The sequence below is a fragment of the Lysinibacillus sp. NPDC093216 genome, assembly GCF_050280325.1.
Classification (GTDB): domain Bacteria; phylum Bacillota; class Bacilli; order Bacillales_A; family Planococcaceae; genus Lysinibacillus.
In genome coordinates this window covers 40,529-66,797 of sequence record NZ_JBNNVB010000022.1, presented here as the reverse complement: position 1 = coordinate 66,797, position 26,269 = coordinate 40,529, and the positions used below count along the sequence as shown (strand labels likewise).

The following is a 26,269-nucleotide window of genomic DNA, read 5'->3' as shown; positions in this document are numbered from 1 at the left end:
ACTAATTAAAGGAAAATAAAAAGGAATGAACCCTGTCCAATACAGAGTTCATTCCTCAGTAACTGCTTAAAATATGTGTCTAACTTTTTGGGGTCACTTCATTTGAAGATCCTTATAAATTCGTTATCTTACAGGTTCTATAGATGAGATCCGCCACTTGCATCGAGCAATTGACCAGTTACCCAACGGCTGTCTGAGGAAGCGAGAAAGGCGGCAATATCTGCCACATCCTCGGGTTCTCCCCATCTGTTGAAGATTGAAAGACCAGCCGCATATTTTTGTCCATCAAGGTTTTCCAAAGTCTCAGCATTCATCTCTGTATTAATAATTCCAGGCTGGATGGCGTTTACCGTAATATTACGGCTCCCTAGTTGTTTGGCTAGAAGACGCGTAAATGTGTCGATAGCACCTTTGGACATACTGTACGTGAAGACACTTGGAGAAGCTGCACGTGTCACAAAAGATGAAATATTAATAATGCGTCCTCCATCTTTTAAACGTGGCAAAGCTTGTTGAGTAACAAAAAGTGGTGCTTTGACATTAATCTTCATTACCTCGTCAAATGATTCTTCCGTCGTCTCTTCTAAACTGATAATTTGACCAATTCCAGCATTGTTGACAAGAATATCGAATCCGTTACCGCCCATATATTCCCGAATAGTATCATCAAAAGTTGTAAATAAATCTTGAATGCCATCTAGAGTACTAAGGTCAGCACCAATCGCGCAAGCATTTCCTCCGCTTTGCTCGATCAGGTGAACAACTGCTTCTGCCTCATTTCGTCTTTTCCCGTAATGAACTACGACAAAGGCTCCCTCTTGTGCCAGACGCAATGCAATACTGCGGCCAATTCCTCGACTTGATCCTGTAACTAAAGCTATTTTGCCTGCTAACTTACTCATGCTTCCATCTCCTTGTTCAAACATAGTTATATTACATAGATAGTTATATCATGGAACATTATTTGAAATGTTGCTCTCCTATTCGGTTTCAAGGGGGCGATTGCTTCAGATAACTTAGTTCATCTCTTGGTTGCCAGCATTGCTTATATAAATCTTGAATACGTTTTTGACGATGTGCATCATATTGTTTAAATACTTGTTCAACATAGTTATTTCTTTTAATACATTTCGCCAAAACATTTATTTACTATTATATATTTTGAATAAAGAAAGGACTGTCCTCAAAAGGCATTTTTCATTGCCTTTTGGGACAGTCCCTTAATCGATCACTTTTATTTTAATACTTCCGGATGGAAACCATCTTTTTGGAAGTAATTTTGATGTGACCAAATATTTAATTTTTCTTTCTCAGCATCTTGCTGGATTTCTCTAAATTCATCCTCCAACGTATTGTTTGGTTTATGAATAAAGCGCACTGCTGCAAGTCCTTCTTTTAATAATGATTCCTGCAACATTACATCATCAATGAAGACATAGGTTAATAAGCGATCATAGTTATCTGTCTCTGGTCCAACATCGTAAACTGCTTCAACCTTTTTGGCGTGTTCTAACAATTTAATCGTATAATCCTTAGCCACTTTAGCATAAGGTTGAGCTTCACCTTTGTTATAGAAACAGCTTGTTGTGTTATAATCATAGGCTGTTTTTTGTTTCTAGTTCAAATGTTGGGGGGAGGGTAATCTTTCATCCTTTTTTTGAAATACTCCTTGAAAAACGTCAGAGTATATTAAGATCACTAAACTTCTCGTTATGACATACTTCAATTCATTATCGTGAGCAATGGCATTCGAAAAAGCTGCCGCCTGTAAAATACAGACAGCAACTTCAACTAGAATAATTTAATTCTCTATTAGTTTTTTGGCATACTCATTTTTTGAGATGCTTCTTTTTTAAAATTTCGTAACTAATAAACAGCGAGTGGCCCATAAGGACCTTCGATAATTTCTATTTTTGTTTCGAAAATATCTGTCAAAATTTTCGAATTCATAACCTCTTCTACTGTTCCAAAAGCGGCAATTTGTCCATCTTTCATAGCACAAATTCTATCAGAATATTTGGCTGCAAAATTTATATCATGCATCACAGTCAGAATTGTTCTTCCAAATTCATTAGCCGCACGTCTCAAATGCTCCATCATTTGAACAGAACGAGCAACATCAAGATTGTTCAGTGGCTCGTCCAAAAGTACATATTCAGTCTCTTGGCACAAAACCATCGCTACATATGCTCTTTGTCTTTGACCACCTGAAAGCTCATCTAAATATCTATTCTCTAAATCAGTTAAGTCTAAAAAATCGATATATTTAGAAATAATAACTTCATCTTCTATAGTTAACCTTCCCTTTGAATAAGGAAAACGTCCAAATCCAACTAGTTGTCTAATAGTAAGCCTAGTTACAAAATGATTTTCTTGGCGCAAAATAGTCAAAATTTTTGATAAGTCTTTTGATTTGGATTCAGAAACATCCATATTTGCCACCTGAATTTGACCTTCCTCCATATCCAACAGTCTTCCAATCATCAAAAGTGTCGTAGACTTTCCAGCGCCATTTGGGCCAATTAAAGAAGTAAAACCCGCTTTTGGTATTTCAATATCCAAAGGTCCTATTTTTACCTCATCCGTATAGAACTTTTTAACATTATCAATTTTTATCATAAAGCCCTCTTCCTTAAAACTACAGTTAAAAATATTATTCCACCAAATAATTCGATAATAACTGATACTACACCTTGAGCATGGAATACATGATACATCAAAAAGTATGCACTCGTTATTATCAAAAATCCTATAGCAAGAGCCATTGGAAAAATATATCTATGATCATAAGTTGACGCCGCCTGATAGCTCAAAGTTGCTACTAAAAAGCCATAGAAAGTAAGTGGTCCAATCAAAGCTGTTGAAATAGACATCAAAATAGCAACTAATACAAGAGTATAAATTACATTAGATTGATATTTAACTCCAAAAGAAGTAGAAACATCCTTTCCTAGTGACAATATATTTAGATTCTTAGAATGAGCAAGAAGTAATATTGCTACAATTATTACTATAGGAATTACAATAGGAAAATATGCAGAATCTGCATTATTAACAGAACCAAACAATCTTGCCTGTAAAATATCAAATTCAGAAGGCGCAAGTAGTCTTCTCATGAAAGTTGACACAGAATTTAGCCCAGTGCCAATAATAATTCCAACTAAAAGCATAAGTTGTAGATTCCCGTATTTACCAGAAAGTAGCCATCCATAAAGGATCAAGCTCATTAAGACCATAACAACAACTTGAAATAAAAATGATCCAATCCCAGTAAAATTTATCAATGCACTAGCCCCAAAGAAAAATATAGTACTAGTTTGAATTGTTGAGTAAAGTGATTCGAAACCTAAAAGCGAAGGAGTTATAATCCTATTATGCGTAATGGATTGGAAAGCAACAGTCGACAAGCTCTGACAAACTGCAGCAATAATCATTGCAACAAGAGCTACTATCCTTCTCTTAACAACTGGGATAAAAGAAGGTGAATCAATCGGAACTGGATTGTTATAAACTAAAAGTCCATATGAAGAAAGGATGCCAAAAGCAATCAATGTTATTAGCAAAATCCAATAACGCCTTTCTTCCTTCTTAGAACGAAAAGCCCTAGCTGATCTATTTTTATTATGAAGGCTAGAATCGATTTCGACATTTTCTTTATTTCTATATTCCAATGTGCTCATCGTAGCCTCCTTGGTTTTCTTTGTCTCAATAAGATAATAATAAACACGACTGACCCCACTGTTCCAAGTATTAAAGAAACAGGTACTTCAAAAGGCATTATAATTGTTCGAGAAATTATGTCACAGGCAGTTATAGTCCCCATTCCTATCAAACATACCCAAGGTAAATTACTCCTAAGATCATCACCTCTATACATTGAAACAATGTTTGGGACAATTAAACCCAGGAAAGGTAAGTTTCCAATGACAGCTGCAACAATTCCAACTGCAAAAGAAATGAGAACAGTACCAAAAAGAACAATCCTGTTGTAATTAACGCCAAGGCTTGTTGCGACATCTTCTCCTAGTCCAGCTAAAGTCAATCTATTAGCATAAATAAAAATAAACAAAGTAACGATAACAATTAGCCACAAATATTCATATCTTCCCACCTGAACAGGCGCAAAAGAACCTACAAACCAAGTTTCAATACTTTGTGTCATTTGAAAAAGAAGTCCCATAAAAGTGGACACTGCAGAAATAACAGCTCCAAGCATCAATCCAATAATCGGGACAATTAAAGACGAGCGAAGTTTAACTCTTCTTAAAAATAAAAAGAAAATCATAGTTCCTATAAAAGAAAAAATGATTGCACCAGTCATTCTTAGCACTAAAGTCGGAGCAGGAAATAATAAATAAACGAAAAGCAGCCCTAAACCTGACCATTCAATAGTCCCTGTTGTAGTAGGTTCAACAAAACGATTCTGTGTGATCAGTTGCATTACGAGTCCTGCCATTGACATTGCAGCTCCAGTAAGCATTAATGCAGCTGTTCTCGGAACACGAGTTATGAAAAACATTTCCATTCCATCCTCTTGTCCACGTATATCATACACTCCAGTAAACAGTGATATAATGCCTAGAATAATAACAACTATAATCGCTAATATAAAAGGTTTTGTCCATATCTTATTGTAGTTATAAAACTGGGGTTGAGAATTTATCTCAACCCTAGAAGTTACATTTTTCAGCACTATTTTATACCCCTTTACATTACTTAGCTTTAGCTAAAGTATTTGCAAGGTTTTCAAACAACTCTGTATAAGTTTGAATTGATTCATTTGTGTAAGTATCTGCTGGTGCATAAACAATATGTTTTTTAGAAACAGCAGTTGTTTTTTGAAGAGCAGGTGCGTTAGCAATAACATCCTGAGCAGGAACTGAATCTTCTTCACCAGATATTGCAGCATCACGATCTAATACGAAAAGCCAATCAGGATTACTTTGTGCAATAGCTTCAACAGAAACTTCATCACCTTTATGATCTGATGTAGAATCAGCAACTTCTAATGCTGGAGCCCAACCGAAAATTTCATACATCGGTCCCCAAACACGTCCAGAATGAGGAGCTGAGAAACCAATATCCCCACCACCAACGATAACACTCATAACTTTATCTTTTCCATTATAAGCAGATTTAGCATCTTCGATAACTTTATCAAAATCAGCTACCACTTGTTTAGCTTCTTCATTTTTATCGAAAATTTTTCCTAAAGCAATTGTAGAATTTTTAAGTCCATTTACTAAGTTTTCCCCAGGCGTAGCAGTTTCCTCAGAAACATCTACATTAAGATCAATAACAACTGCATTTGGTACTAATTTTTTGATCTCTTCGTAATAACCAGCAAATCTTTGACCAACGATTACAAGTTCAGGGTTTGCAGCTGCAATAATTTCAAGATTTGGTTCGCGGTGATTTCCAATATTTTTAACTGAATCGTCCTTTACATATGGTGAATCCGCAGGCATTACATCCTTTGGAACAGCTACTAAGTCAATGTTCCAATCAGCTAAAGTTTCAAAAGTTCTATTATCCAAAGCAACTACATTCTTTGGGTTTACAGGAACAGTAACAGTTCCATGGGCATCAGTGATTTCAACTGTCGTAGGCTTAGCAACCTCTTCGCTTCCATTATCTTCATTAGACTTTGACTCTTCATTAGTTTTATTACTTGAACAAGCTGCTAACATCAAAGTCAAAACTGCCAAAATTCCAACTAATTTTAAAAACATAGATTTCTTCATACATATACTCCTTATGTAATTTATTTTGAAAACGATGATGTCTATAGATTGAATTGGATAATAATCGCTAACCATCTCAATTGCTATTGATAATCATTTTCATTTGGTTGTTCTGTGAATCAGTATAGTCTTTAATTATGTGAAAATCTTGTGAAAGATATAAGTTTATAAAGAAAGTTGCTTTCAAGCATAAATTGGCTACAAAAAAGTAATACGTGAAGTATTCTTTTTATAGTTTCCGTCTCTTTAAAATATCTACCAGAAACTGTTTGATTATCAGATTTAATAGAACAAAAAAAACGAGCAAAACAGGATGAAACTGTTTATACTCGTGTTTTCTCGATTATGTTAGATATTGATTATTGTGACAAATTGTACTTTACCTATTATCTTATTTTTACTATTCAATCATTGAATAGCCCCTACCATGGATTGTTTGAATATATCGGTCTTTCTTCTCGCACTTTAGCTTTTTTCTTAAATACCCAATATATAAATCCACTACATTTGGATTGACTGCTACGTCATATCCCCAAACCTGATTCAAAAGCATTTCACGGCTTAATACTTTATTTTTATTCTTGGTTAAAAATAAAAGTAAGTCATACTCACGCTTAGTAAGCGGGAGATTTTCGCCACCTTTTGTCACAATATTACGGGATGCATCAACGAAGAGATCTTTAAACCGAAAGAAAGTAGTCTCGATTGGCTGGATACCGTCTCCTCTTCTTAAAATAACTTTTATCCTTGCTACTAATTCTTCTTTCACAAATGGTTTTCTTATATAATCATCTGCTCCTGCTTGTAATCCTGCTATACAATCCTTGCTGGACACATTATCGGTCACAATGATTATCGGTGTCGTTTTAACAGCCCGTATTTGACTGCAAATTTCCGGTCCAGGTATACTTAACGAATCCCAATCCAATATGATAATATCCCAATCTTGCTCATATACTATATTTAACCCTTTGTTTTCATTGTGAAGTGTTAAAATGAAATAGCCTTCTTGCTTTAGGCCGCTTACGATTTTCTTTGCTAAAGACCGTTCATTCTTAATTACCAACACCTGCTTCACCTATGGTTCACCTCTAATTCATTACATAAAATAATTTATCACAAAAAAAGAATATCGAATTTATAAATCTTAAATTTCTAAAAGAACTATTATAACAACTTATCGGGATATATTCGGGGAAATTTACAATAAATATGTATGAAATAACAAATTACGGAATTAAACGGAAGAATACTTCAGTTATTTAACCAAAATATTGGCGAATCCGTTGACAGAAGTTTATTAGACTTTCAATATGCTTGGAGCTGGACTATCCATTAAAGATCGGGTTACTTCAATAAGTTATAATAGTGAATTTTATTTTACTTTACTAGATTGTTTAATAAAGTAACCGGAATACCGCCAATAGTATATGCCAAAAGAAACTGATTTAGAATTGGTATTGCTCCAAGATTTAGACTTCAAGATAATCTAGTAGCAGTAGTTGATTGTTATAAACACCAGGAGATGGACAAGACGATTATGAGAGAAGATTGGCTTTACAATTAAAAGAATTGCGTAAAGCAAAACTAGATTTATTTATTGGTGATTTTTCACATTCAATTCTGAATGAAACCTTTAAACAAATAACTTCTACAGTAATATTTGACCATTGTTTAGAATGGCGTACACCTTTTCAGAGTTTGTTTACTGCAAACACATTAAGTTTAAAATGTAGAAATTTACTTTTAAAATTAAAAAAACCCGCCGTTTTGAAATTAGCCTAATCAAAATGAGTGGGTTCGATTTAATATAATTATATTTTAATATAAATCACTTTAAATATCTTGCTTCAAACGTATATTGATCGTTTAGTTTACCACTTTCAAAAATTAAGAAATGACTCTAACATCCCAATTCTTCATATGATCTCTATTACTGACATGTCCCAACTGCCTGGATAGTTCTTTTATATTTTTCTTTAAAGGTTTCCCGAATTTCTCTTCTAGAATATTTTGTAATCCAAATCAACCACTTCTAAATCATCCGTAATTTCATTAAACCTTTTTTGATTCAAAGTACAATTTTAAATTACTTTTTCTTAATTTATTAGCCTCTTTAATTAAGTCAATTTTTTTTTGATGTATTTTTTTTAGTGAGCTTATTGCATTTTCTATGATTGCCGGAGCACCGTTTCCTAAGTTAGGGAAATTCTGATTTAAAAATTCATATAAAGCCTTTTTTTCAATATTGGATGGAACGCTAGGTGCTAGAGGCAACTCGAACGGTGATTTGCTATCTGCCAATTGTTGAGGAGTATTATATATAAACTGAAAGGCATTTTGTAGCATCCTTCTATTCCTTTCATCAGTCACCTCATACCCCCCTTGTGAGTCAAGAGTAATTCGGTCAAATTCAACCATTACTAGTTTATCTGGTTTTCTATTTTTTGTTCTGTAGTACAGCATAACCTTTAAAACATCCTGCTCTGAAAGCTCCTTTATTTCTTTGAATCTCCCATTTTTAGGATTAGGGACCTTATAAATTTTATTTTCTTCAGAAATATACAACCACTTTATACCACCCATAATCAATCCTCCTAAAACAACAAGAACATTAGTTCTCTTTCGAATTATAATGAACAGCAGTAAAAATTTCAAAATATAAATAACTTATTTGACTTTTAACTATACAAAACTTTCAAATAAACGAAAGTATGCTGCGAGCATTTAATAGAGCCTTCATAAAATCAATGTTTTTGGAAAAAAATCCACGAGTTAATACCCCATGGATTTTCTACTTAAGTGAAGTTGAATTAATTAAACGCTTCTAATTTATTTTGCGATTTTCATTTTCTCAGATTGGATACCACCATCTACTTGATACTAAGCATCTAGATCTAAGTAATATATTATTTCCATTATTATCTGCATTTTTCTGAACGACATCATTTTCAATAATTGTCTTTGTACCAGTTTCAATATCAGTTTGAATGCTCTATGGAGAAGTATAGCCATATCTTCTGTGAAAATCCTGTGAGTCCCTTTCGGTAAAGGAAAATATAGGTATTATAAATTGAAAGACTGCAACTCTTTTATCGTTGGTTCAAATCCATCCAGCACCTTAATCCTGTATTAACATATTTAATCACGCAGTACCTCCTAGATGATGAACCTATCAATCAAAGGGGGTACTTTTCATATACCAAGCAACGATTGTCCCCCATATACAGTCACTCTATCAACTATCTCCTCAAATTAAGTTTGTCGATGGAAGTTTTTACAATGAAAACAAAAAATGGTGCGTTTGATATATAAGTTTAGACTTGTAATAAAGTTTTATAAAAAATATCATCAAATCACTGATTTTAGATATATATAAGCAATCAACCCATATCTATCTTTTTAAAAGAATAAAGTGAATCCTTTTGCCAAACTTAACTAGCTTCACTTTATTTACAACTTTTTTTGAATAAAGAAAGGACTGTCCTCAAAAGGCATTTTTCATTGCCTTTTGGGACAGTCCCTTAATCGATCACTTTTATTTTAATACTTCTGGATGGAAACCATCTTTTTGGAAGTAATTTTGATGTGACCAAATATTTAATTTTTCTTTCTCCGCATCTTGCTGGATTTCTCTAAATTCATCCTCCAACGTATTGTTTGGTTTATGAATAAAGCGCACTGCTGCAAGTCCTTCTTTTAATAATGATTCCTGCAACATTACATCATTAATGAAGACATAGGCTAATAAGCGATCATAGTTATCTGTCTCTGGTCCAACATCGTAAACCGCTTCAACCTTTTTGGCGTGTTCTAACAATTTAATCGTATAGTCCTTTGCCTCTTCAGCATAAGGTTGAGCTTCACCTTTGTTATAATTCATCTCTGGTGTATCTACCATCAATAGGCGAATTTTTTGTTTCTTGCCATTTATTGTCGCCTGAATTGTATCACCATCATATGCTTTAATATAATCTACATCAAAGCGTTTATTTCCTGTTTTTTGTTCAACTTGTTCAATAGAAATAGTACCATTCTGGTTTGTCGATGTTGCATCTTTTTCTTGGGCTGGTGATCTGCCAAAAATCATATACAATGCAACAGCAAGAATGATTGTACCACTCGTAATTAACGTTTTTATATCTTGCATTTTCATGTAGTAGGTCCCTCACAACTATTCATCTTCATTACACTTTAAGGAAGCTTCTAAAAGAATCCATAATTCATCAAAAGTCCTAAAAAGTTTCACGATGTTTCTATTGTAAAATATCAGGCTACTACATTCAAGTTATGTAGTTGCAATAGCAAACCAATGATTTGGAGATACTTCAACAAGCTGACTATTTTCTATCTTTGCATATCCTTATTTTATGTATCTATTTTTGTTGATTAAGTGTATGAGTAAACAATCGGCTAAGCATAATAAAAAACAGAGCCTCCTCAAATTATTGATGATGCTCTGTTCATTGTGGTCCGATGATCCGTTTTGGCCAACAAATGTTTTTTGTGCTAATGCGGAGTGTTAACGAAGCGACAGCAACCACATGGTTTTGTCTGTGCGAAAGCGTTAGCGTCAGCAACCAACAAAAGCGGAGGAAACGTGCGATGAATGCCGATCGCTGATAACATCCAAGAATCGTCCCCAGTCGGAACGGAAATCAACCCTCGTTTTGACGTAGCGCCATACTCATATTACAACTTAAACAGAGCCTCCTCAAATTATTGAGAAGGCTCTGTTATATATATGATTACTATTAAATCTCATTATGTGATTTTGGTTTTGGTCCTAGCTCTTCGGGCTCAATATCAGCAAATGTACCGCCCTCTTCTTCCAAGTCACGCATACGATGTGCAATACGGGATGCGGCAGAAGCTGCGATACTGCCAACTAGGTCATCTAAAAACGTATTTACATGATGACCAGGTTCTGTATCTAACTTCTTAATAATACCGATTTTTTGCTTGTCTAAGTGTCCGAAAGTTGTTACCGCTATGCTACCATATGTAAAAACAGATCCAAGTGCTATTGTTTCATCCACACCAAATAAACCCTCATCGGATTCTACTATTTGCTGTAACGGTGCCGATAATAACTTTTTCTCTGCAAGTTCATCTAGTTCAATACCTACTAATAAAGCATGTTGAACTTCACGCTTACGTAATACACGCTCGACAGAATGAACACAGTGGTCTAATGTTAAGCCTTCATTATAGGATTTTTGCATTTCATAAACGATTTTAGCAATATCCTCTAGCGATACACCACGACGAATAAGTGCAGCCTGAGCTGCCTTCGCTACTTCATCAGAGTGTATGCGAGTATTTTTATCATGCATAACTATCCCTCACTTCGATTTTATTGCTAGAATAGTGCTAGCCCAACCTATTATACCTTTACTTTGGGTATATGGTACAATTTCGTTACAAACACGAGAAGGAGTGTCATCATTGGATAAGGGAACTGTACAGGATTTAAAGTTCTATAGTGAAGCATTGCAGGAGGAATTACAGATATTTATATATGTTCCTGCAAATTATTCTCCACTATATAAATATAATATTTTAATTGCATCAGACGGAAAAGATTATTTCCAACTTGGAGGTATTACAAAACTTGCTGATGAACTTATCGATGACTATGAAATCGAAAATTTGATCATTGCCTTCGTTCCATATAAGGACATTAAGGATCGACGTCATAAATATATTCCAAGCGGAGAGCAACATGAAGCATATCTTCGTTTTTTAGCTCATGAGCTTGTGCCGTATTTAGATGCTGAATATGCAACCTATCAAGTGGGAATGAGTCGTGGGGTCATTGGTGACTCAATGGCTGCAACCGCTTCCTTAATGGCCGCATTAAAATACCCAAATATTTTTGGCAAGGTCATTTTACAATCACCGTATGTTGACGAAGATGTTTTGCAAGCTGTAGAGAATTTTAAAGATCCAGGCGCAATTTCCATTTATCATATTGTCGGAAAAGAAGAAGATAAAGTTGTCACGATGGATAAAACAATTAAAGATTTTTTAACACCCAATCGTCAGCTACATCATCTCATGTTAAACAAAGGATTCTCTACATTTTATGAAGAATTTAATGGCAATCATACATGGAAATATTGGAAACCTGATTTACGCCGCGCATTAATTGAAAATTTTAATTAATTTAGACGATTCAAATTACGAAATCGGAAATTTCTGTTATACTTAAATAAAAAATTGTTTATTTTCGGGAGGTAATGGCCTATGAAATATGGTATTGTGGCATTTCCATCAAAAAAATTACAAGATCTAGCGAATACTTATCGAAAACGTTACGATTCTCATTATGCGAAGATTACTCCGCATATTACATTAAAGGACAGCTTCGATGCAACGGAAGAAGATATTCAATCTGTCGTAAAACAATTAGATGGGCTTGCTGCCAACTATGCACCTTTAAACATTCATGCATTACGCATAAGTTCATTTTTCCCAACAACAAATGCGATTTATTTCCGTATTGAACCAACTGAACAATTAACATCATTACACCAAGCTCTAGAAGAAAAAGTACCTTTTGGTGAGTCAAAACACGTATTTGTACCACATATTACTATTGCTCAAAAAATGACAGATTCCGAGCACGATGATATCTTTGGGCAATTACGTATGACAGGTGTTGACGAAAAAGATACAATTGATCGCATTCATCTTTTATATCAATTGGAAGACGGCTCGTGGACAACATATGAAACTTTCCGATTGACTGGAGCTGAGTAATCTGTATAACGTAAAGATTGTTGAAACAACAAAAGAACATGAGGATGCATTTGCAGTCCGCAAGCAAGTTTTTGTTGAAGAGCAAGGTGTGCCACTTCATCTAGAATGTGATGCTGAGGATGCATCTGCAACGCATTTCATTATGTATGAAGACAATGACCCTGTAGGTGCTGCGCGTTTACGAAGTATCGAGGACGATGCTGCAAAAATTGAACGTGTTTGTATTTTACAAGATCAGCGTGGTAAAAAACTAGGTGCTTTAATAATGAAGGAAATGGAGAAGCACGCCATTTTAATTAATAAGAAAAAACTAAAACTTCATGCACAAAGCTATGCTATTCCGTTTTATGAAAAGCTTGGCTATACGGTAACATCTCCTGAATTTATGGATGCTGGTATCCCACATCGTGCTATGGAAAAAATGATTTAACTCTTTCAGCAACAGAAGTATCCCACCTCTATAGGTGAGATAAATGCGAGTTTAAGCTTATTTCAGCAGGTGTCCAAACATCCGCTGTAATAGCGAAACTCAGTCTAAAAACGGACGCAATTAAGCCGAGGCATAATTGATCAAATAGGTGTTACGAAAATGCTGAAGCATATCGTAACACCCTTTTTATTGCAATACAAAGCTTTAAAGGTTGATTTATAAATGAAAATCCATTTAAATCAACCTTTTAGATATATTGCTTTGCCTAGTAGATTCATGTTATTTCATCATTTTAGTAATTTTATCTAAATCTAGTGAATTACCATCTTGAATAATAGATTGTACTAACTTATCTTCAAGCTCTTGCGTAATTTGTCTCTTGGACATTTTACTTACGCGTCGTACGATTTTTCTTACTTGCTTTTCATTTTTAAAATCAGCATGTTGAATTTCATTTGCTAGTGCAAAGATTTCATCCATTGATACTCCAGTTTTTTGTTCAATTGAATTAAAAAGCGAGCGATTCATGTTCCCCCTCCTATCAGTTAAAATTCAAATTTATTCCTACTGTTGTTCTCAGGCAAGAAACATATGACAACTAGTGAAGGCTTTAAACTTTATTCAGAAAATGAAGCACTCTGAAGAAAAGCTAAAGCCTCTATCTACTGTCACAATCGATTATGCCTCGGCATAATTACGTTCGGAATAGGCTTTGTGCTTAGGCCTGCATGAGGGCCGACACGATGTCGGTCATTTCGGTAATGCCACAGGACGTGGCGTTTTTACCGATGCAGGTTAGTTAGCCGTTATCGCATGGATGCGATGATTTTAGGCAACATCCTTTACTAACTCCTTGCCGATTCCGTAACATCCGCCGGAGGCTTTAGGCCAACACGAGGTTGGTCACTCAGTCGTTGCCACAGGACGTGGCGTTCTTAGACTAAGTTCCTCTATTTCAGCAAATGTTTGGACATCCGCTGAAAAATAGCTAAACCCGCATTCATCTCACCACCTATAAAGGTGGGAGACTTCTGTACCTGTCGCTTCGCTTTCGGTACAAAAGAGATATGCTGAAAGAAGTTATTCAAATTATATGCAAGCGGCACCTACAATGATCAGAAGAATGAATAGGACAACAATTAAGATAAATGTTGAACTATGTCCATGTCCGTAACCATAGTAACCGTCATGGCAACTGTCGTGGTGACCGCCATAGTAACCTCCATAATCTCCTCCGTAATAACCATCAGCATGCCCTCCATAAGGATGCGCACCCCAGCCTTGATATCCCATAAAAATACCCCTCCCTTCTACAACCTATCATATGTTAGCGTTGTAAAAATGGGTGGGGTATTCGTCTAATTAACATTTCCTTTAGGTTTAAATATTAATGCTCCGATAAAGCCAAAAACAACGGCAGCACTGATTCCTGAGCTTGTCACCTCAAACATCCCAGTTAACACACCTACAAGCCCATGTTTTTCCGCTTCAACAATTGCACCCTGCGTTAAGGAATTTCCAAAAGATGTAATAGGAACAGTTGCACCGGCACCAGCAAAATTAATAAGTGGCTCATACAAGCCCATTCCGGCAAGAATCGAACCAGCTACTACAAGAGTGCTCAATGTATGTCCAGGTGTTAATTTACCAACATCCATTAATAATTGACCTATAGCGCAAATAATGCCTCCTACAAAAAATGCAAACACAAATGTCATAACCATAGCTTTTGCCTCATTTCATTGTAATTTCAATCGCATGTGCCGTACATGGAATTGTCTCGCCCTGTTGAAATGAAAGCGGAGACAGTAATGCTCCTGTCGCCACAAGAAGTACTCGTTTATAGGTACCTGCTCGCATCTGTTGGATCACGTAACTAAAAAAAACAGCTGCCGAACAGCCTGCACCACTTGCACCGGATTGGAACGTTTCATCCTGTCCATAAAACTCAGCACCTGCATCACGTAAAGGTTTTAACTCTTCACTCTTTATGCCACTCTCAACAAACATTCCTTTTAAAAGTTTTATGCCAAGTTGACCTAAATCACCTGTTAAAATTAGATCATAATGGTAAATTTTTTGATTTCGCTGCTCTAAATGTGATTGAATGGTTTGAAAAGCGGCAGGTGCCATCGCTGCACCCATGTGAAAAGGGTCATCCATACCATAATCAACCGATTTTCCAATAGTCGCTGCTTCAATAGAAGGGTATTCCTCATGATGTTTACCAACAAGAGCATAACCAGCAGCCGTTACCGTCCATTGAGCTGTTTGGGGCTTTTGTGAGCCATAATTGATTGGATAGCGGAATTGTCGTTCAACCGCATTATGTTGACTAGATGCACCGGCTAACGATAAATTGGAGGCACCTACTTCTGTTAACAGGCTCGCAATAATTACGGAGGATATAGAGGTAGCACACGCTGAGAATAATCCGATAAAAGGAATGTCTAAGTCTCTGGCCGCAAAATTGGTTGGTGTCATTTGGTTAACCAAATCGCCGCCCATAAAGTAATCAATGTCCGTATTTTTCACGCCCGCTTTTTTCATGGCAAATTCACAGGCCTCTTCAACCATTTTTCGATGACCTTGTTCATTTGTTTTCATTTGCCAACGCTCATCATCATAGGTCGCATCAAAATGTTGACTAAATATACTACGTTTCTCTAGCGGCCCTGCTACCACACCACCTGCTATTAAGGACGGCTTCGATTGAAAGACAATTACCATGAAACCACTCCTATCGTCACAAGAATGAATTTAATAAGTGCTATAAAAAAGGCGGAGACAACACCAAATAATACAACTGATCCAGCTAATTTAAATAAATTCCCACCGACACCAAGTACTAATCCTTCAGATCTATGCTCAATGGCTGCAGAAATAACAGCATTACCAAACCCTGTTACAGGCACAGCTGATCCAGCTCCAGCAAATTGACCAATTTTTTTATATAAGCCAAACCCAGTTAAAATCATGGCGAAAAATATCATTGTTGCAACTGTTGGATTTCCGACTGTTGCTTCGGTAAAATCAAAGAAAATCATATAAAAAAGGGATACGGCCTGTCCGATTGTACAAATAAGTCCACCTATTAGAAACGCCTTTGCAACATTTTTAAAATAAGGCGGTTTTGGCGTGACATTTTGCTCTAATTGCTGGTATTGTTCTTTTTCCACTATGTTTCCTCCTTTGCAAGCTTTTTCAATTTCACAATTTTATCTTTCAGTTTATTATCTTCAACTTGTTCCCTTTTTATTTTATTGGCTTCATAAAATATTTTATAATCAGCTGAAACAAAAACATCTTTGTTTGGATATTTTTCATCAAATTTCTTTTGCAACTTTTTCTCTAATTTAGTCTTTTTCCACTTATCCCATGGTTTAATTTGCACGGCCACAAGCATACTATTGTCATATTGAATAACCGTTGTTTTGTCTACATATTTCTGTTCTTTTAAAATGGCTTCAACTTCCCTTTCATTTTCCGGTGAACCATAGACAATAACTTTTTCTTTTTCACCGCAACCACTTAAAAGCGATAAACTGACTAATAGAGGTAACATTATTCCTAACAGCTTCAAGCTTTTACCCTCCTTTTCTTTAAAGTTTCTCCAACCATAAAAAAACTATTCATTTAACTATATATACGAAAGCCCGAGTCCATTTTTCAGAAGCACATATTGTAGAAGTAGTAACAAGGAAAGGAGGTGACAATATGGGTTGTGGCAAGCCAACAAATCCTATTGGACCAATCCATTCAGCAGGCTGCGTTTGTGACGTAGTACGCGCTATTTTAGACATTCAGAATCAAGCGGTGAGAGATGAATGTCAACCATGTACAGCTAACTGTTTCTTAGAACCACTTGGAGGCATAGTAAGTCCTGCACGCTCTCATGCAGATACACGTGTATTCATGTTAATTACAAAAGACGGTACTCCTTTTAAAGCATTTTTCAGTTCACCAACAGCAGATCCATGTATATGTACATCAGTATTTTTCCGTGTAGAAGATATGTTCGATGAGTGCTGCGCTACTTTGCGTGTTTTAGAGCCTTTATGTTCATTTGACTCCAGCGAAAGTACAGTAGATCTATTAAGTCGAGATGGCTGCTGTGTCAACATGAAAAAAATATGTAAAGTAGATGATTGGAATTCAACTGAGAGCTGTATCACTGTAGACTTATCATGCTTCTGCGCTGTACAATGTATTGCTGATGTTGACTTAGGGATTTGTGAATAGTCTTTTCACCTTTGACACACTACACATAAAAAAAGTGTACAGCATCCTCTGCTGTACACTTTTTTCATAAGGTAGGTAATTGTTTACCTCGCCATAATACTTGATCTATGTCCTCAAAATAGATAATCTCTTGCGTCTTTAATTCGTAAGAAGTAAGCATCAATGAATCGGTCTGTACATCAGATGCACTACCACGTAATTCTCTACCATCCTTTAAACATATAAGTAACGGTTGATAGGCTTTTTGCCGAAAAGGCTTCTCTAAAAATTGAAGCTGCTTTAGTAAATACGGATCTATTTGTACTTTTTCAACTACTTCTTCTTTTTCTTCAATAGTTTGCTCATTGAAATAGCCGTCCTTACTATACACTGACGTACTTTCATCCAATTCAAGCTCATGTAGCATCTTAGAAATATTGAGAAAATATGATGGTGACTTTATAAACAAGCGTGGCTCTTGACCCACATTACTCACTTCCCTTTTTTTCATACAATATGCAAAAGGAAGAAGTTTGGTTCTCAGCCTATTTGACTTAAGAATACTGTCGCCAAACCTAAGTAAATTAAAATACTTGTTATATCATTTAAAGTTGTAATGAATGGACCTGATGCGACAGCCGGGTCAATTTTCATACGATGCATTAGTAGTGGAATAAAAGAACCTGCAAGTGTTGCTACTAAAATAGAACCACAAAGCGCTGCTCCTACCAGCATTCCAAGAATCAACTCTTGTTTCCAAACATAGATGATGCCAATCACAATCAACCCACAAACAACTCCAGACATTAAGCCTGTACCGGCTTCACGAAGTAGTAATTTTAGCTTGCTATGCTCTTCGACATCTCCTGTTGCAATACCTCGAATAGCTACCGCTAGTGCCTGTGTTCCACTATTCCCTGAAGTACCTGAAATGAGAGGGATAAACACTGCGAGTAACGCAACCTGTTCTAATGTTGCCTCAAAATGTCCCATCAAATTTGCTGTCAACATCCCTAAAAATAATAATATGACAAGCCATGGCAAACGCTTTTTAGCTGCTTGGAACGAGGTTGTATCAAATTTATCCATATCGGAAATACCCGCTAATTTAGAGTAATCTTCCGATGCTTCCTCATCAATAACGTCGATAATATCATCGACTGTAATAATCCCTAGTAATTCACCCTTATCGTCAATAACTGGTGTTGCTAAGAAGTTATAGTCCTTCATAATTTGAGCAACCTCTTCTTGGTCATCCCCTGCGTGCACCATCACAACACGTTCATTCATAATCGAACGTATAAGGGTATCTTCATCAGCAATAATTAAATCACGAAGCGTAATAACGCCAGTTAATCGATGTGCTTCATCAACGACAAATATATAATAAATGGTTTCAGCATCTGGCGCCTCTTTCCGTAAAATCGCCATTGCTGAACGAACAGTAGAATTTTCTGGTATCGCTACATATTCAGTCGTCATGATAGAACCAGCTGTACCTTCATCATAACTTAATAACTCATTGATCTCTTCAGCTATTTCCTCATCCATCATGCCTAAATAGCTTTCACGTTGTTTCGTATCCAACTCATTTAAAACGTCTGCAGCATCATCTGCATACATGTGAGAAAGCATTTCTGCACCATATGACGGATCCATTTCAGCTAGATACGCTGTGTATTCATCATCATCTATTTCGATTGCCTCAAAAATATCAGCCATTTCCGTCGGAGACAAGTACGAATAGATGATCTTCCTTATATCAGGTTCCACCTTCTCATAAAACGTTGCCTGATCATATGGATGAAGCTCTAAAAACTCATCGCGGAATGCGTTAATATCATGTGCTTCGAGCATTTCTCGCAAACGTGCCTCGTCGAACTGCACATCATCCTTTTCATTTCTTTCCTCTATCATGCTTGTCCCCTCCTTCCGAGCATTCAATTATGCCTCGGCATAATTGCGTCCAGAATCGGCTTTGTGCTTGCACAAAGAACTCCTTTCCGATTCAGTGACATCCGCCGGAGGCTTTAAATTATTTCAGCGGGTGTTTGACCAACCGCCGAAAAGTAAATTCATTTGTACCTGTCGCTTTGCTTTCTGTACAGAAAACATTTGCTGAAATAAGTTAAATCATTGATACGGGCAATGCCGTAAATCTACCTTATATATAATAGAGTGTATTGTGCCTTTTCTGCAAACCCTTTTTTTACTACATAACAACCTACATCATTACCACTATCTAATTGGATAAATCTTCGGGTAAACGTTGCTATTTTTCACCTGTTATCATAACGCGTGGTTGATTTCCGTCCCGACTGGCGCTTTGTTGCTGTCGCTTCGCTTTCGCACAGATAAAATGTTGCTGTCGCACAGAGCAAAGCTTCCTGGGGGCGTCGGACCAACAGGATGTTGGTCACGAAGGCGTTATCACAGGACGTGATGCTTTTAGCCTTCGTTCCCCTCCCGCTTCGCTCCAAGGTCTCATACAAACACTTTCTTTACTGTTAACGTGCTGTTATGAAAAACCTATTACTTTTACTGGGCTATAAAATGATAAAGAGATGCCCGTTTGTGCGAACATCTCCTTAAATATATAACATATCCAGTAATAGTTTTCACTCTTAGTGAACTAATGAAGTCTTCGTTCATAGATAGGTTTTGTACCGAACTTCAAATTAAGGAGTCAATTAATAATCGCTGCATATCTTCATTTAAGTTACTTTTGAATTGTAAACGCTCATCTGTCAACGGGTGAAGCATCTTTAAGGACACACAGTGTAGGGCTTGTCTATTTATATGCTCGCGACTTCCACCATAAAGTTCATCTCCAACAAGTGGATGTCCTACATAGGCCATATGCACACGAATTTGATGTGTGCGCCCTGTATGCAACTTTAGCTGTATATGTGTCATCGGTTCATTCTGTAAATAAAAGTGCCTTAAAATTGACACATCTGTATGTGCAAATTGACCGTCCTCACGTACCTCTCGCTCAATAATACTCGTCTCCTTGCGTCCAATAGGAGCGATAATTGATTGTACATCTGGTGCCACATGTCCATGTACAATGGCTTCATATTGTCTAGAAATCTCTCCACTGCGCTGTGCAAGTCCCGTTAAATGATGAATATGAGCATGTTTGGCAATGCACAGCAAGCCAGAAGTATCACGATCAAGTCTCGTTACTATATGAGCAGTAGATGCTAGACCCTGTTGCTGAAAATGACCACACACTAAATTAGCTACGCTATATGTTGGATGCTCGCGCGAAGGAATCGTACTCTGATGCGCTGGCTTATTAAGCACTAAAATCGCTTCATCTTCATAAATAATTGAAAGTTCACCATGTTCAACAGCGAGCCCTTCACTTTTTTCTTCAGGAGGGAATTTAACTTCAACTCGATCCCCAACGCGAAGATGATGTCGAACATTGCGTTCAACATCATTCACGGTTAGCAAGCCTCCATCAAATTTAATTGCCGTTAAAGCCCGCTTGGAGATTCGCCATTCAGTTAAGGCCTCTCTTAGTAGTTGGCCTTCCTTTTCCGCTATAAAATGCAGTGTAAATCTTGTATCCATTTTACTCATTTGCTACGAATGACTCATGTACTCGTTCCCAGAATGGGAATGGACGGAAACGAGCAAAACGTACTCTTTCAGTTGCTACATTAAAAGCAATCGACTTCACATCGCCTTGCGTAACTTGTAAATGATCAACAGTCATATTAAAGTTTTGTTCATTTACTGGACGTAAAACACAGTGATGATGTGCTGGTAAAATGAGTGGTGAACCAACTGTACGGAAGACACGGTTATTGATCGATGCTATCTCAGTAATTTGGAGTGCCGCTAAAGTTGGGTGAATAATTGCTCCACCGAGGGCTTTATTATAAGCTGTACTACCAGAAGGAGTTGACACACAAAGACCGTCTCCACGGAAACGTTCAAACTGATTACCATTTAACTCAACATCCATAACAAGCGTGACATCAGGTGATTTTATAGTTGCTTCATTTAACGCTAAATACGTATTGGATTCTGCATTATGATGTTCCACCTTTACCTCTAGTAGTGGATACTCCACAACATTAAAGTCCTTTTTGGCAATGGACAAAACAAGCTTTTCTAATTCAGATGGCTTCCAATCCGCATAAAATCCTAAATGTCCCGTATGGATACCTACGAAGGCAACCTGATGTAGCATATGAGCATATCGATGAAAGGCATGTAGTAAAGTGCCATCTCCTCCAATAGAGATGACAATCTCAGGAGCCTCTTCATCATAAGTTAACCCAAAGTCTTGCAAATACGTTTTAGCTAGCTCCATTAATTCGTTCGACTGTGCATCTCTACGTGATTGAATGGAAAATTTCATTTTATGTCACGCTCCTTCTCCGAAAGTAAATTAGGATTCGATGCTTCTTTGTATTCACTAAAATAGGCCTGCGCTTCTTGTATTTCACTACGAATGGACGACATTTCCTCATCCAATCGGAAGGCGGCCTCTGCTGCACTTTGAAGGCGATTTTTAATTTCCTCGGGGAACATGCCTTTATATTTATAATTTAAAGAATGCTCAATAGATGCCCAGAAATTCATAGCTAGTGTTCTTATTTGAATTTCAGCTAATACCACTTTTTTCCCTTGTATCGTTTCAACAGGATATTCGACAATCATATGATATGATCGGTAGCCACTTGGCTTATTATGTGTAATATAGTCACGCTCTTCCACTACACGCATATCTTTACGTTGACGTATTAGCTCAGTAACTGTTGAAATATCATCGACAAATTGACACATAATACGTAAGCCTGCGATATCTCCTAACTCATCACCTAGCTGTTTAGAAGGCTCAAATGCGAGTCCTTTTTCTAATGATTTATCGTATATACTTGCTAAAGGTTTTACACGTCCCGTTACAAATTCAATTGGTGAATTTGCATTAACAATACCAAACTGTGAACGCATACCCTTTAATTTTACTTTTAACTCATCTACTGCTTGTTTATAAGGACTTAAAAATATTTCCCATTGTCCCATCGCAAAAACCTCCCGACAATCGGTATCGAACAAAACCAACACCGTCTGTTCGTTTTGTCTTTTTATTCAGCAAGAATTGTCTTGAAGTGATGTTCCACCTCTTGGACAAATTCCGCCCCATAATTGTAATTTCCTTCAATATTATACACGAGCATTTCCAGTTCATCGTAAAAATTAGAAAGCTCAATAACTTCCGTACCTAGTTGTAGCTTTGGATTTTGTTTTTTTTGTAAAATATGTACAAGTTCATCCCAACTACTCGGTGGAAAACGCAAGTAATGATAATTCTCTCCTGCATCAAGTAAATAAATAAACGCAAAGTCATCAGAGTCTGCTATTAATTGTGCAGCAGGTTTTAACTGTAAATTTGCTTCAATGTCGTTTAAACTAAAATGAAGTTGCTCGTTTTCAAAATTCAATGTTTCTATTGTATAAATTTTACGCACATGCGGTTCCCCTTTTCGTCGTACTCTTCCTCTTATTTTAGCATAGAGGGTAAATAGTTGCAGTGTGTAAATACTAAATCAATGAAAAAACGAACTAAACTTTTTATCATAGCGTGTAGTTGATTTCCGTTCCGACTGGGCGACTCCTTGGGGATCAGCAATAGAGGAACGAAGGCTACAACCATCACTTTCTGTGATAACGCCTTCGTGACCAACATCATGCTGTTGCTGATGCTTCGCTTTCGCACAAAAAACAATTGTCCTTCATCGGAAATTAGGGATGATATTTCGTCAAAATGTATGCCATGCATATTAGTTGATTGGAGTGGAAGCTGGGCGACCCCTTGGGGATCAGCGATAGAGGAACGAAGGCTACAACCATCACATCCTGTGATAACGCCTTCGTGACCAACATCCTGTTGGCCCGACGCCCCCAGGAAGCTTTGCTCTGTGCGAAAGCGAAGCGACAGCAACAAATGTTTTATCTGTGCGAAAGCGAAGCGACAGCAACAACAAAGCGCCCAGCTGGAACGGAAATCAACCACACGCTATGCTGAGGAACCTTTCCCTAATCAACACCCATAAAAAATTAAAATAAACAGGTGATCATAATGGCACAACAACTTGAAATAGAATTTAAAAATCTTTTAACAAAACAACAATACGAACACTTATTGCAAGCATTTAACATTCCCGAAAATGCTATTCATCGTCAAACAAATCATTATTTCGACACACCTTCTCAAGCTATTCGAAAACTACAAAGTGGGCTCCGTATTCGACAAATCGACAAATATTTTGAATGTACTTTAAAAGAAAAAAATGCAGAGCATGCTCATTTAGAAACAACTGACGAATTAACTGCTGAGCAAGCTAAGAAAATGCTTGTTGGAGAAGGTTTTTATGCCCAAGAAGTAGCAAAAAGACTAGCTCTCTTCAACATTTCTTTAGAAAATTTAGCAGTATTTGGTTCACTTACAACCGATCGTGTCGAAATTCCTTATAGGGATGGTCTTCTAGTATTCGATCATTCTTTCTATTTGCAGTGCGACGATTATGAGGTAGAATATGAATCAAAAGATGCAAAAAAAGGAAATGCAATCTTCGACGAATTTCTACAGCAATATGGTATTGAAAAACGGGCTACAGATAAAAAAATCGCACGTTTCATGAAAGCATTACAAATGAATAAATAACAGTAGCTTAACTAGTATACAAGAAAGGGTGGCAACTCCTTGGATATTCAATCACTCAGAACTTTACTTGACATTCAAGCATTACAAACACTAGGATCTTCAGAAAATTCATCGTCAAACAATCTTACAGACAGCAATTCTATGTTTTCTGATATGATTAGCGAATTGCTAGGCGACTCAACTACTACTAACAGTGCAAAATTATCTAGTTTGCTCGGGGGCGTATCAAGCGCTTCGTCATTGATGAACCAGTTTAGTAGTTTAAATGGGTTAGCTGAAAACATGCAAAATAGTGCGTATCAATCATTACTTTATAATGGTTCTAATGACGTCTTTATACCATCTGCTGTACAGGCAGCATTAGCAAATACACAATCTAGTACAAAGCTCGACTCCTATGTTTCGGATAATGTAATTGGTTCAACAGCGTATGCCAATTCATTAGCTGGTGCGAACCAATACGCTTCGATTATTCAAAAGGCAGCAACTACATATAATGTACCTGAGAAGCTAATCGCTGCAGTGATTAAGCAAGAGTCTAATTTTAATTCTAGCGTGGTTAGCCATGCTGGAGCACAAGGATTAATGCAATTAATGCCAAAAACAGCTCAATATTTAGGGGTTACAAACGCCTTTGATCCTGAGCAAAATATTATGGCAGGCGCAAAATATTTACGTCAATTGCTAGATAAATTTGATAATGATCCTACATTAGCGTTAGCTGCTTATAACGCAGGAGCTTCACGCGTTACAAAGTATGGTGGCATTCCTCCTTTCAAAGAAACACAGAATTATGTCCAAAAAGTGATGAATTACTATACAGCTTAATCGCATAAACATTGTTAATACAGTCTTTTTCGGCAAATTTCACCCACGTGGTGAAATTTGTGCTTTTTTAGCGAAAACATTTCGGAAGAGCGCTTTGTTTGTGTTAACGAAAAGACGTTGATAGAATGAAGGTAGTCACAAGAAATTCACATTTGTAAAGATGACCAAGTATAAAAATATACTTTACGATATAAAGAATTAAAGGGGCATTTAATTATGAATCGAAAATACACTGTTCCTTATGAGGAGCTGGGGGCTGAAAAGCTTTCAGAGCTAATCCATGCATTCTATAAAAGAGTTGCTCAGCATCCTGATCTTATTCCAATCTTTCCGAAAGATTTGACAGAGACAGCACGCAAGCAAATTCAATTTCAAACACAGTATTTAGGTGGACCAAATCTTTTTACTGAGGAGCATGGGCATCCAATGATGCGTGCACGCCATATGAATTTTCCGATTACACCTGATCGTGCCCAAGCTTGGCTTGAATGTATGTCCGAAGCGATGGATGAAGTGGGGTTGGAAGGGAAGTTCCGAGAAACATATTATCAACGTTTAGTATTAACAGCTCATCACATGATTAATACACCAAATGACGATGAGGGGGAATTGTTACGTGAATAATATTCAAATGCTGCAGAAGCCAACTCTTGAGATTTCTACTGCTAATAAGCCTATTGAATTGTATATTTTCGTAGATCCACTTTGTCCAGAAGCTTATAATATGCAAGCCATTCTTCGTAAGTTACATTTAGAGTACAATCATTACTTTACATGGCGCTTTGTACTAAGCACAGAGCTTGCCTCTTTGAATTGTTTAAGCAAACGTGTAAAAGGTTGTTTATCAGGTATTGAACTCGACATTAATCACCCTGTCCTACCATCTATCGCTATTAAAGCTGCAGAATTACAGGGCAAACGTGTCGGAGCACGCTATTTGTCGAAACTACAAGAATATGTATTATTAAACCAGCAAGATGTCAATTCTTATGCTACTCTGTTAAAAATTGCGGAAGATGTTCAATTAGACATGAATGAATTTTCAGCAGACTTTGGTTCAAAGGAAGCAGCACGTGCTTTCCAATGCGATTTATATATTAAACGTGAAATGGAAGTTGATGAAGTGCCTAGCATTGTATTTTTCAATGAATGTATTGAAGATGAGGGCCTAAAAGTTAGTGGTAGCTATTCCTATGAAGTTTATGAACATATTTTACAAGAAATGATGGATGAACAGCTTGTGCGTCAACCATTACCAACAATGGAAGAGTTATTCACAAAATTCCATACACTTTCAACAAATGAAGTAGCTTTCATCTACTCATTAACAGAACAAACCGCTGAACGCGAATTAAAAAAGCGTATGCTGCAACAAAAAATTGAACGAATTCAGACAAATAACGCTACACTGTGGCGTATTAAATAATGCAATTATACTATTATTCTAAGCTCCAAAATAAAAGCAAGTGAAGAAAACTTCACTTGCTTTTATTTTTCTTTATAGCCTCTTCTTTAACTTCTTTCAGCGGATGTTTGGACACCCGCTGAAAAGTGACTTAAAACTGCATTCATCTCATCACCCATAGAGGTGGG

Annotated in this window: 30 protein-coding genes and 1 pseudogene; 9 read left to right on the top strand and 22 right to left on the bottom strand. The window is 36.7% G+C overall.

Annotated features, from left to right (window positions below):
- Positions 1-137 precede the first annotated feature (137 nt).
- The 7 genes and pseudogenes from ACQKOG_RS20230 to ACQKOG_RS20200 all read right to left on the bottom strand — a co-directional run bounded on the left by ACQKOG_RS20230 (position 138) and on the right by ACQKOG_RS20200 (position 6,822).
- Complete coding sequence (locus ACQKOG_RS20230; protein ID WP_370076786.1) at positions 138-902, bottom strand: SDR family oxidoreductase; 765 nt, start codon at positions 900-902, stop codon at positions 138-140.
- Between the two features lie 332 nt (positions 903-1,234).
- Positions 1,235-1,555, bottom strand: a pseudogene (locus tag ACQKOG_RS20225) (thermonuclease family protein); the annotation flags it as partial.
- A gap of 311 nt (positions 1,556-1,866) precedes the next feature.
- Positions 1,867-2,619, bottom strand: coding sequence for an ABC transporter ATP-binding protein (locus tag ACQKOG_RS20220; RefSeq protein WP_370076784.1), 753 nt, complete (start codon positions 2,617-2,619; stop codon positions 1,867-1,869).
- A complete protein-coding gene (locus ACQKOG_RS20215; RefSeq protein WP_370076782.1) occupies positions 2,616-3,680 on the bottom strand; it encodes an iron chelate uptake ABC transporter family permease subunit in 1,065 nt (354 codons plus the stop codon). Before ACQKOG_RS20215 ends, ACQKOG_RS20220 begins: the two co-directional genes overlap by 4 nt.
- On the bottom strand, positions 3,677-4,693 hold the full coding sequence (locus ACQKOG_RS20210) for an ABC transporter permease (protein ID WP_370076780.1): 1,017 nt from the start codon (positions 4,691-4,693) through the stop codon (positions 3,677-3,679). The genes ACQKOG_RS20215 and ACQKOG_RS20210 overlap by 4 nt, the downstream gene beginning before the upstream one ends.
- Positions 4,694-4,712: 19 nt before the next feature.
- Positions 4,713-5,744: a siderophore ABC transporter substrate-binding protein gene (locus ACQKOG_RS20205; protein ID WP_370076778.1), complete on the bottom strand. Its 1,032-nt coding sequence runs from the start codon at positions 5,742-5,744 to the stop codon at positions 4,713-4,715.
- Positions 5,745-6,144: 400 nt separating this feature from the next.
- Positions 6,145-6,822 (bottom strand): response regulator transcription factor, encoded by a 678-nt coding sequence (locus ACQKOG_RS20200; RefSeq protein WP_370076776.1) that lies wholly within the window; start codon positions 6,820-6,822, stop codon positions 6,145-6,147.
- Positions 6,823-7,295: 473 nt separating this feature from the next.
- On the opposite strand from ACQKOG_RS20200, the gene ACQKOG_RS20195 reads away from it, so the two are divergent.
- A complete protein-coding gene (locus ACQKOG_RS20195) occupies positions 7,296-7,529 on the top strand; it encodes a hypothetical protein (RefSeq protein WP_370076774.1) in 234 nt (77 codons plus the stop codon).
- A 270-nt stretch (positions 7,530-7,799) separates the two neighbouring features.
- Here the strand turns inward: ACQKOG_RS20195 and ACQKOG_RS20190 are convergent, their stop codons facing one another.
- From ACQKOG_RS20190 to ACQKOG_RS20180, 3 genes are all read right to left on the bottom strand, one after another.
- Positions 7,800-8,330: a hypothetical protein gene (locus ACQKOG_RS20190; RefSeq protein ID WP_370076772.1), complete on the bottom strand. Its 531-nt coding sequence runs from the start codon at positions 8,328-8,330 to the stop codon at positions 7,800-7,802.
- A gap of 952 nt (positions 8,331-9,282) precedes the next feature.
- Complete coding sequence (locus tag ACQKOG_RS20185; RefSeq protein WP_370076770.1) at positions 9,283-9,900, bottom strand: thermonuclease family protein; 618 nt, start codon at positions 9,898-9,900, stop codon at positions 9,283-9,285.
- 598 nt (positions 9,901-10,498) lie between these two features.
- The gene (locus ACQKOG_RS20180; RefSeq protein ID WP_370076768.1) at positions 10,499-11,080 is read right to left on the bottom strand and encodes a phosphatidylglycerophosphatase A family protein; all 582 of its coding nucleotides are present in this window, start codon (positions 11,078-11,080) and stop codon (positions 10,499-10,501) included.
- 112 nt (positions 11,081-11,192) lie between these two features.
- Here ACQKOG_RS20180 and ACQKOG_RS20175 point away from each other — a divergent pair, with 112 nt between their 5' ends.
- The 3 genes from ACQKOG_RS20175 to ACQKOG_RS20165 all read left to right on the top strand — a co-directional run bounded on the left by ACQKOG_RS20175 (position 11,193) and on the right by ACQKOG_RS20165 (position 12,939).
- Positions 11,193-11,912, top strand: a complete 720-nt coding sequence (locus ACQKOG_RS20175) for an alpha/beta hydrolase (RefSeq protein WP_370076766.1) — start codon at positions 11,193-11,195, stop codon at positions 11,910-11,912.
- A gap of 81 nt (positions 11,913-11,993) precedes the next feature.
- Positions 11,994-12,509: a YjcG family protein gene (locus ACQKOG_RS20170; RefSeq protein WP_370076764.1), complete on the top strand. Its 516-nt coding sequence runs from the start codon at positions 11,994-11,996 to the stop codon at positions 12,507-12,509.
- Between the two features lies 1 nt (position 12,510).
- Positions 12,511-12,939 carry a GNAT family N-acetyltransferase gene (locus ACQKOG_RS20165; RefSeq protein ID WP_370077032.1) on the top strand — a complete coding sequence of 143 codons (429 nt, stop codon included), beginning with the start codon at positions 12,511-12,513 and terminating at the stop codon, positions 12,937-12,939.
- A gap of 279 nt (positions 12,940-13,218) precedes the next feature.
- Here ACQKOG_RS20165 and ACQKOG_RS20160 read toward each other — a convergent pair whose 3' ends face one another.
- The 6 genes from ACQKOG_RS20160 to ACQKOG_RS20135 form a co-directional block, all read right to left on the bottom strand.
- A complete protein-coding gene (locus ACQKOG_RS20160; protein WP_132363905.1) occupies positions 13,219-13,467 on the bottom strand; it encodes a stage VI sporulation protein F in 249 nt (82 codons plus the stop codon).
- 561 nt (positions 13,468-14,028) lie between these two features.
- The gene (locus ACQKOG_RS20155) at positions 14,029-14,232 is read right to left on the bottom strand and encodes a YjcZ family sporulation protein (RefSeq protein WP_427448140.1); all 204 of its coding nucleotides are present in this window, start codon (positions 14,230-14,232) and stop codon (positions 14,029-14,031) included.
- A gap of 65 nt (positions 14,233-14,297) precedes the next feature.
- Positions 14,298-14,657 carry a stage V sporulation protein AE gene (gene spoVAE, locus ACQKOG_RS20150; RefSeq protein WP_370077030.1) on the bottom strand — a complete coding sequence of 120 codons (360 nt, stop codon included), beginning with the start codon at positions 14,655-14,657 and terminating at the stop codon, positions 14,298-14,300.
- 16 nt (positions 14,658-14,673) lie between these two features.
- Positions 14,674-15,669: a stage V sporulation protein AD gene (locus tag ACQKOG_RS20145; protein ID WP_370076760.1), complete on the bottom strand. Its 996-nt coding sequence runs from the start codon at positions 15,667-15,669 to the stop codon at positions 14,674-14,676.
- Positions 15,663-16,118, bottom strand: a complete 456-nt coding sequence (spoVAC, locus tag ACQKOG_RS20140; protein WP_370076758.1) for a stage V sporulation protein AC — start codon at positions 16,116-16,118, stop codon at positions 15,663-15,665. The genes ACQKOG_RS20145 and spoVAC overlap by 7 nt, the downstream gene beginning before the upstream one ends.
- Positions 16,118-16,522, bottom strand: a complete 405-nt coding sequence (locus ACQKOG_RS20135; RefSeq protein ID WP_370076756.1) for a YhcN/YlaJ family sporulation lipoprotein — start codon at positions 16,520-16,522, stop codon at positions 16,118-16,120. Before ACQKOG_RS20135 ends, spoVAC begins: the two co-directional genes overlap by 1 nt.
- Positions 16,523-16,656: 134 nt before the next feature.
- Here ACQKOG_RS20135 and ACQKOG_RS20130 point away from each other — a divergent pair, with 134 nt between their 5' ends.
- The gene (locus tag ACQKOG_RS20130) at positions 16,657-17,181 is read left to right on the top strand and encodes a CotY/CotZ family spore coat protein (protein ID WP_132363913.1); all 525 of its coding nucleotides are present in this window, start codon (positions 16,657-16,659) and stop codon (positions 17,179-17,181) included.
- A 64-nt stretch (positions 17,182-17,245) separates the two neighbouring features.
- Here ACQKOG_RS20130 and ACQKOG_RS20125 read toward each other — a convergent pair whose 3' ends face one another.
- From ACQKOG_RS20125 to ACQKOG_RS20100, 6 genes are all read right to left on the bottom strand, one after another.
- Positions 17,246-17,647 (bottom strand): hypothetical protein, encoded by a 402-nt coding sequence (locus ACQKOG_RS20125; protein ID WP_370076753.1) that lies wholly within the window; start codon positions 17,645-17,647, stop codon positions 17,246-17,248.
- A gap of 53 nt (positions 17,648-17,700) precedes the next feature.
- On the bottom strand, positions 17,701-19,077 hold the full coding sequence (gene mgtE / locus ACQKOG_RS20120) for a magnesium transporter (RefSeq protein WP_370076751.1): 1,377 nt from the start codon (positions 19,075-19,077) through the stop codon (positions 17,701-17,703).
- 756 nt (positions 19,078-19,833) lie between these two features.
- Positions 19,834-20,742 carry an RluA family pseudouridine synthase gene (locus tag ACQKOG_RS20115; RefSeq protein ID WP_402873017.1) on the bottom strand — a complete coding sequence of 303 codons (909 nt, stop codon included), beginning with the start codon at positions 20,740-20,742 and terminating at the stop codon, positions 19,834-19,836.
- Between the two features lies 1 nt (position 20,743).
- Positions 20,744-21,538, bottom strand: coding sequence for an NAD kinase (locus ACQKOG_RS20110; RefSeq protein WP_132363921.1), 795 nt, complete (start codon positions 21,536-21,538; stop codon positions 20,744-20,746).
- Positions 21,535-22,206, bottom strand: coding sequence for a GTP pyrophosphokinase (locus ACQKOG_RS20105; protein WP_370076749.1), 672 nt, complete (start codon positions 22,204-22,206; stop codon positions 21,535-21,537). The genes ACQKOG_RS20110 and ACQKOG_RS20105 overlap by 4 nt, the downstream gene beginning before the upstream one ends.
- Before the next feature lie 62 nt (positions 22,207-22,268).
- Complete coding sequence (locus tag ACQKOG_RS20100; protein WP_370076747.1) at positions 22,269-22,652, bottom strand: hypothetical protein; 384 nt, start codon at positions 22,650-22,652, stop codon at positions 22,269-22,271.
- A 611-nt stretch (positions 22,653-23,263) separates the two neighbouring features.
- On the opposite strand from ACQKOG_RS20100, the gene ACQKOG_RS20095 reads away from it, so the two are divergent.
- From ACQKOG_RS20095 to ACQKOG_RS20080, 4 genes are all read left to right on the top strand, one after another.
- Positions 23,264-23,848 (top strand): CYTH domain-containing protein, encoded by a 585-nt coding sequence (locus ACQKOG_RS20095; RefSeq protein WP_370076745.1) that lies wholly within the window; start codon positions 23,264-23,266, stop codon positions 23,846-23,848.
- Positions 23,849-23,887: 39 nt separating this feature from the next.
- Positions 23,888-24,676: a lytic transglycosylase domain-containing protein gene (locus ACQKOG_RS20090; RefSeq protein ID WP_415732759.1), complete on the top strand. Its 789-nt coding sequence runs from the start codon at positions 23,888-23,890 to the stop codon at positions 24,674-24,676.
- Between the two features lie 216 nt (positions 24,677-24,892).
- The gene (locus tag ACQKOG_RS20085; protein WP_132363931.1) at positions 24,893-25,300 is read left to right on the top strand and encodes a globin; all 408 of its coding nucleotides are present in this window, start codon (positions 24,893-24,895) and stop codon (positions 25,298-25,300) included.
- A complete protein-coding gene (locus tag ACQKOG_RS20080; protein WP_370076741.1) occupies positions 25,293-26,102 on the top strand; it encodes a DsbA family protein in 810 nt (269 codons plus the stop codon). The genes ACQKOG_RS20085 and ACQKOG_RS20080 overlap by 8 nt, the downstream gene beginning before the upstream one ends.
- Positions 26,103-26,269 lie beyond the last annotated feature (167 nt).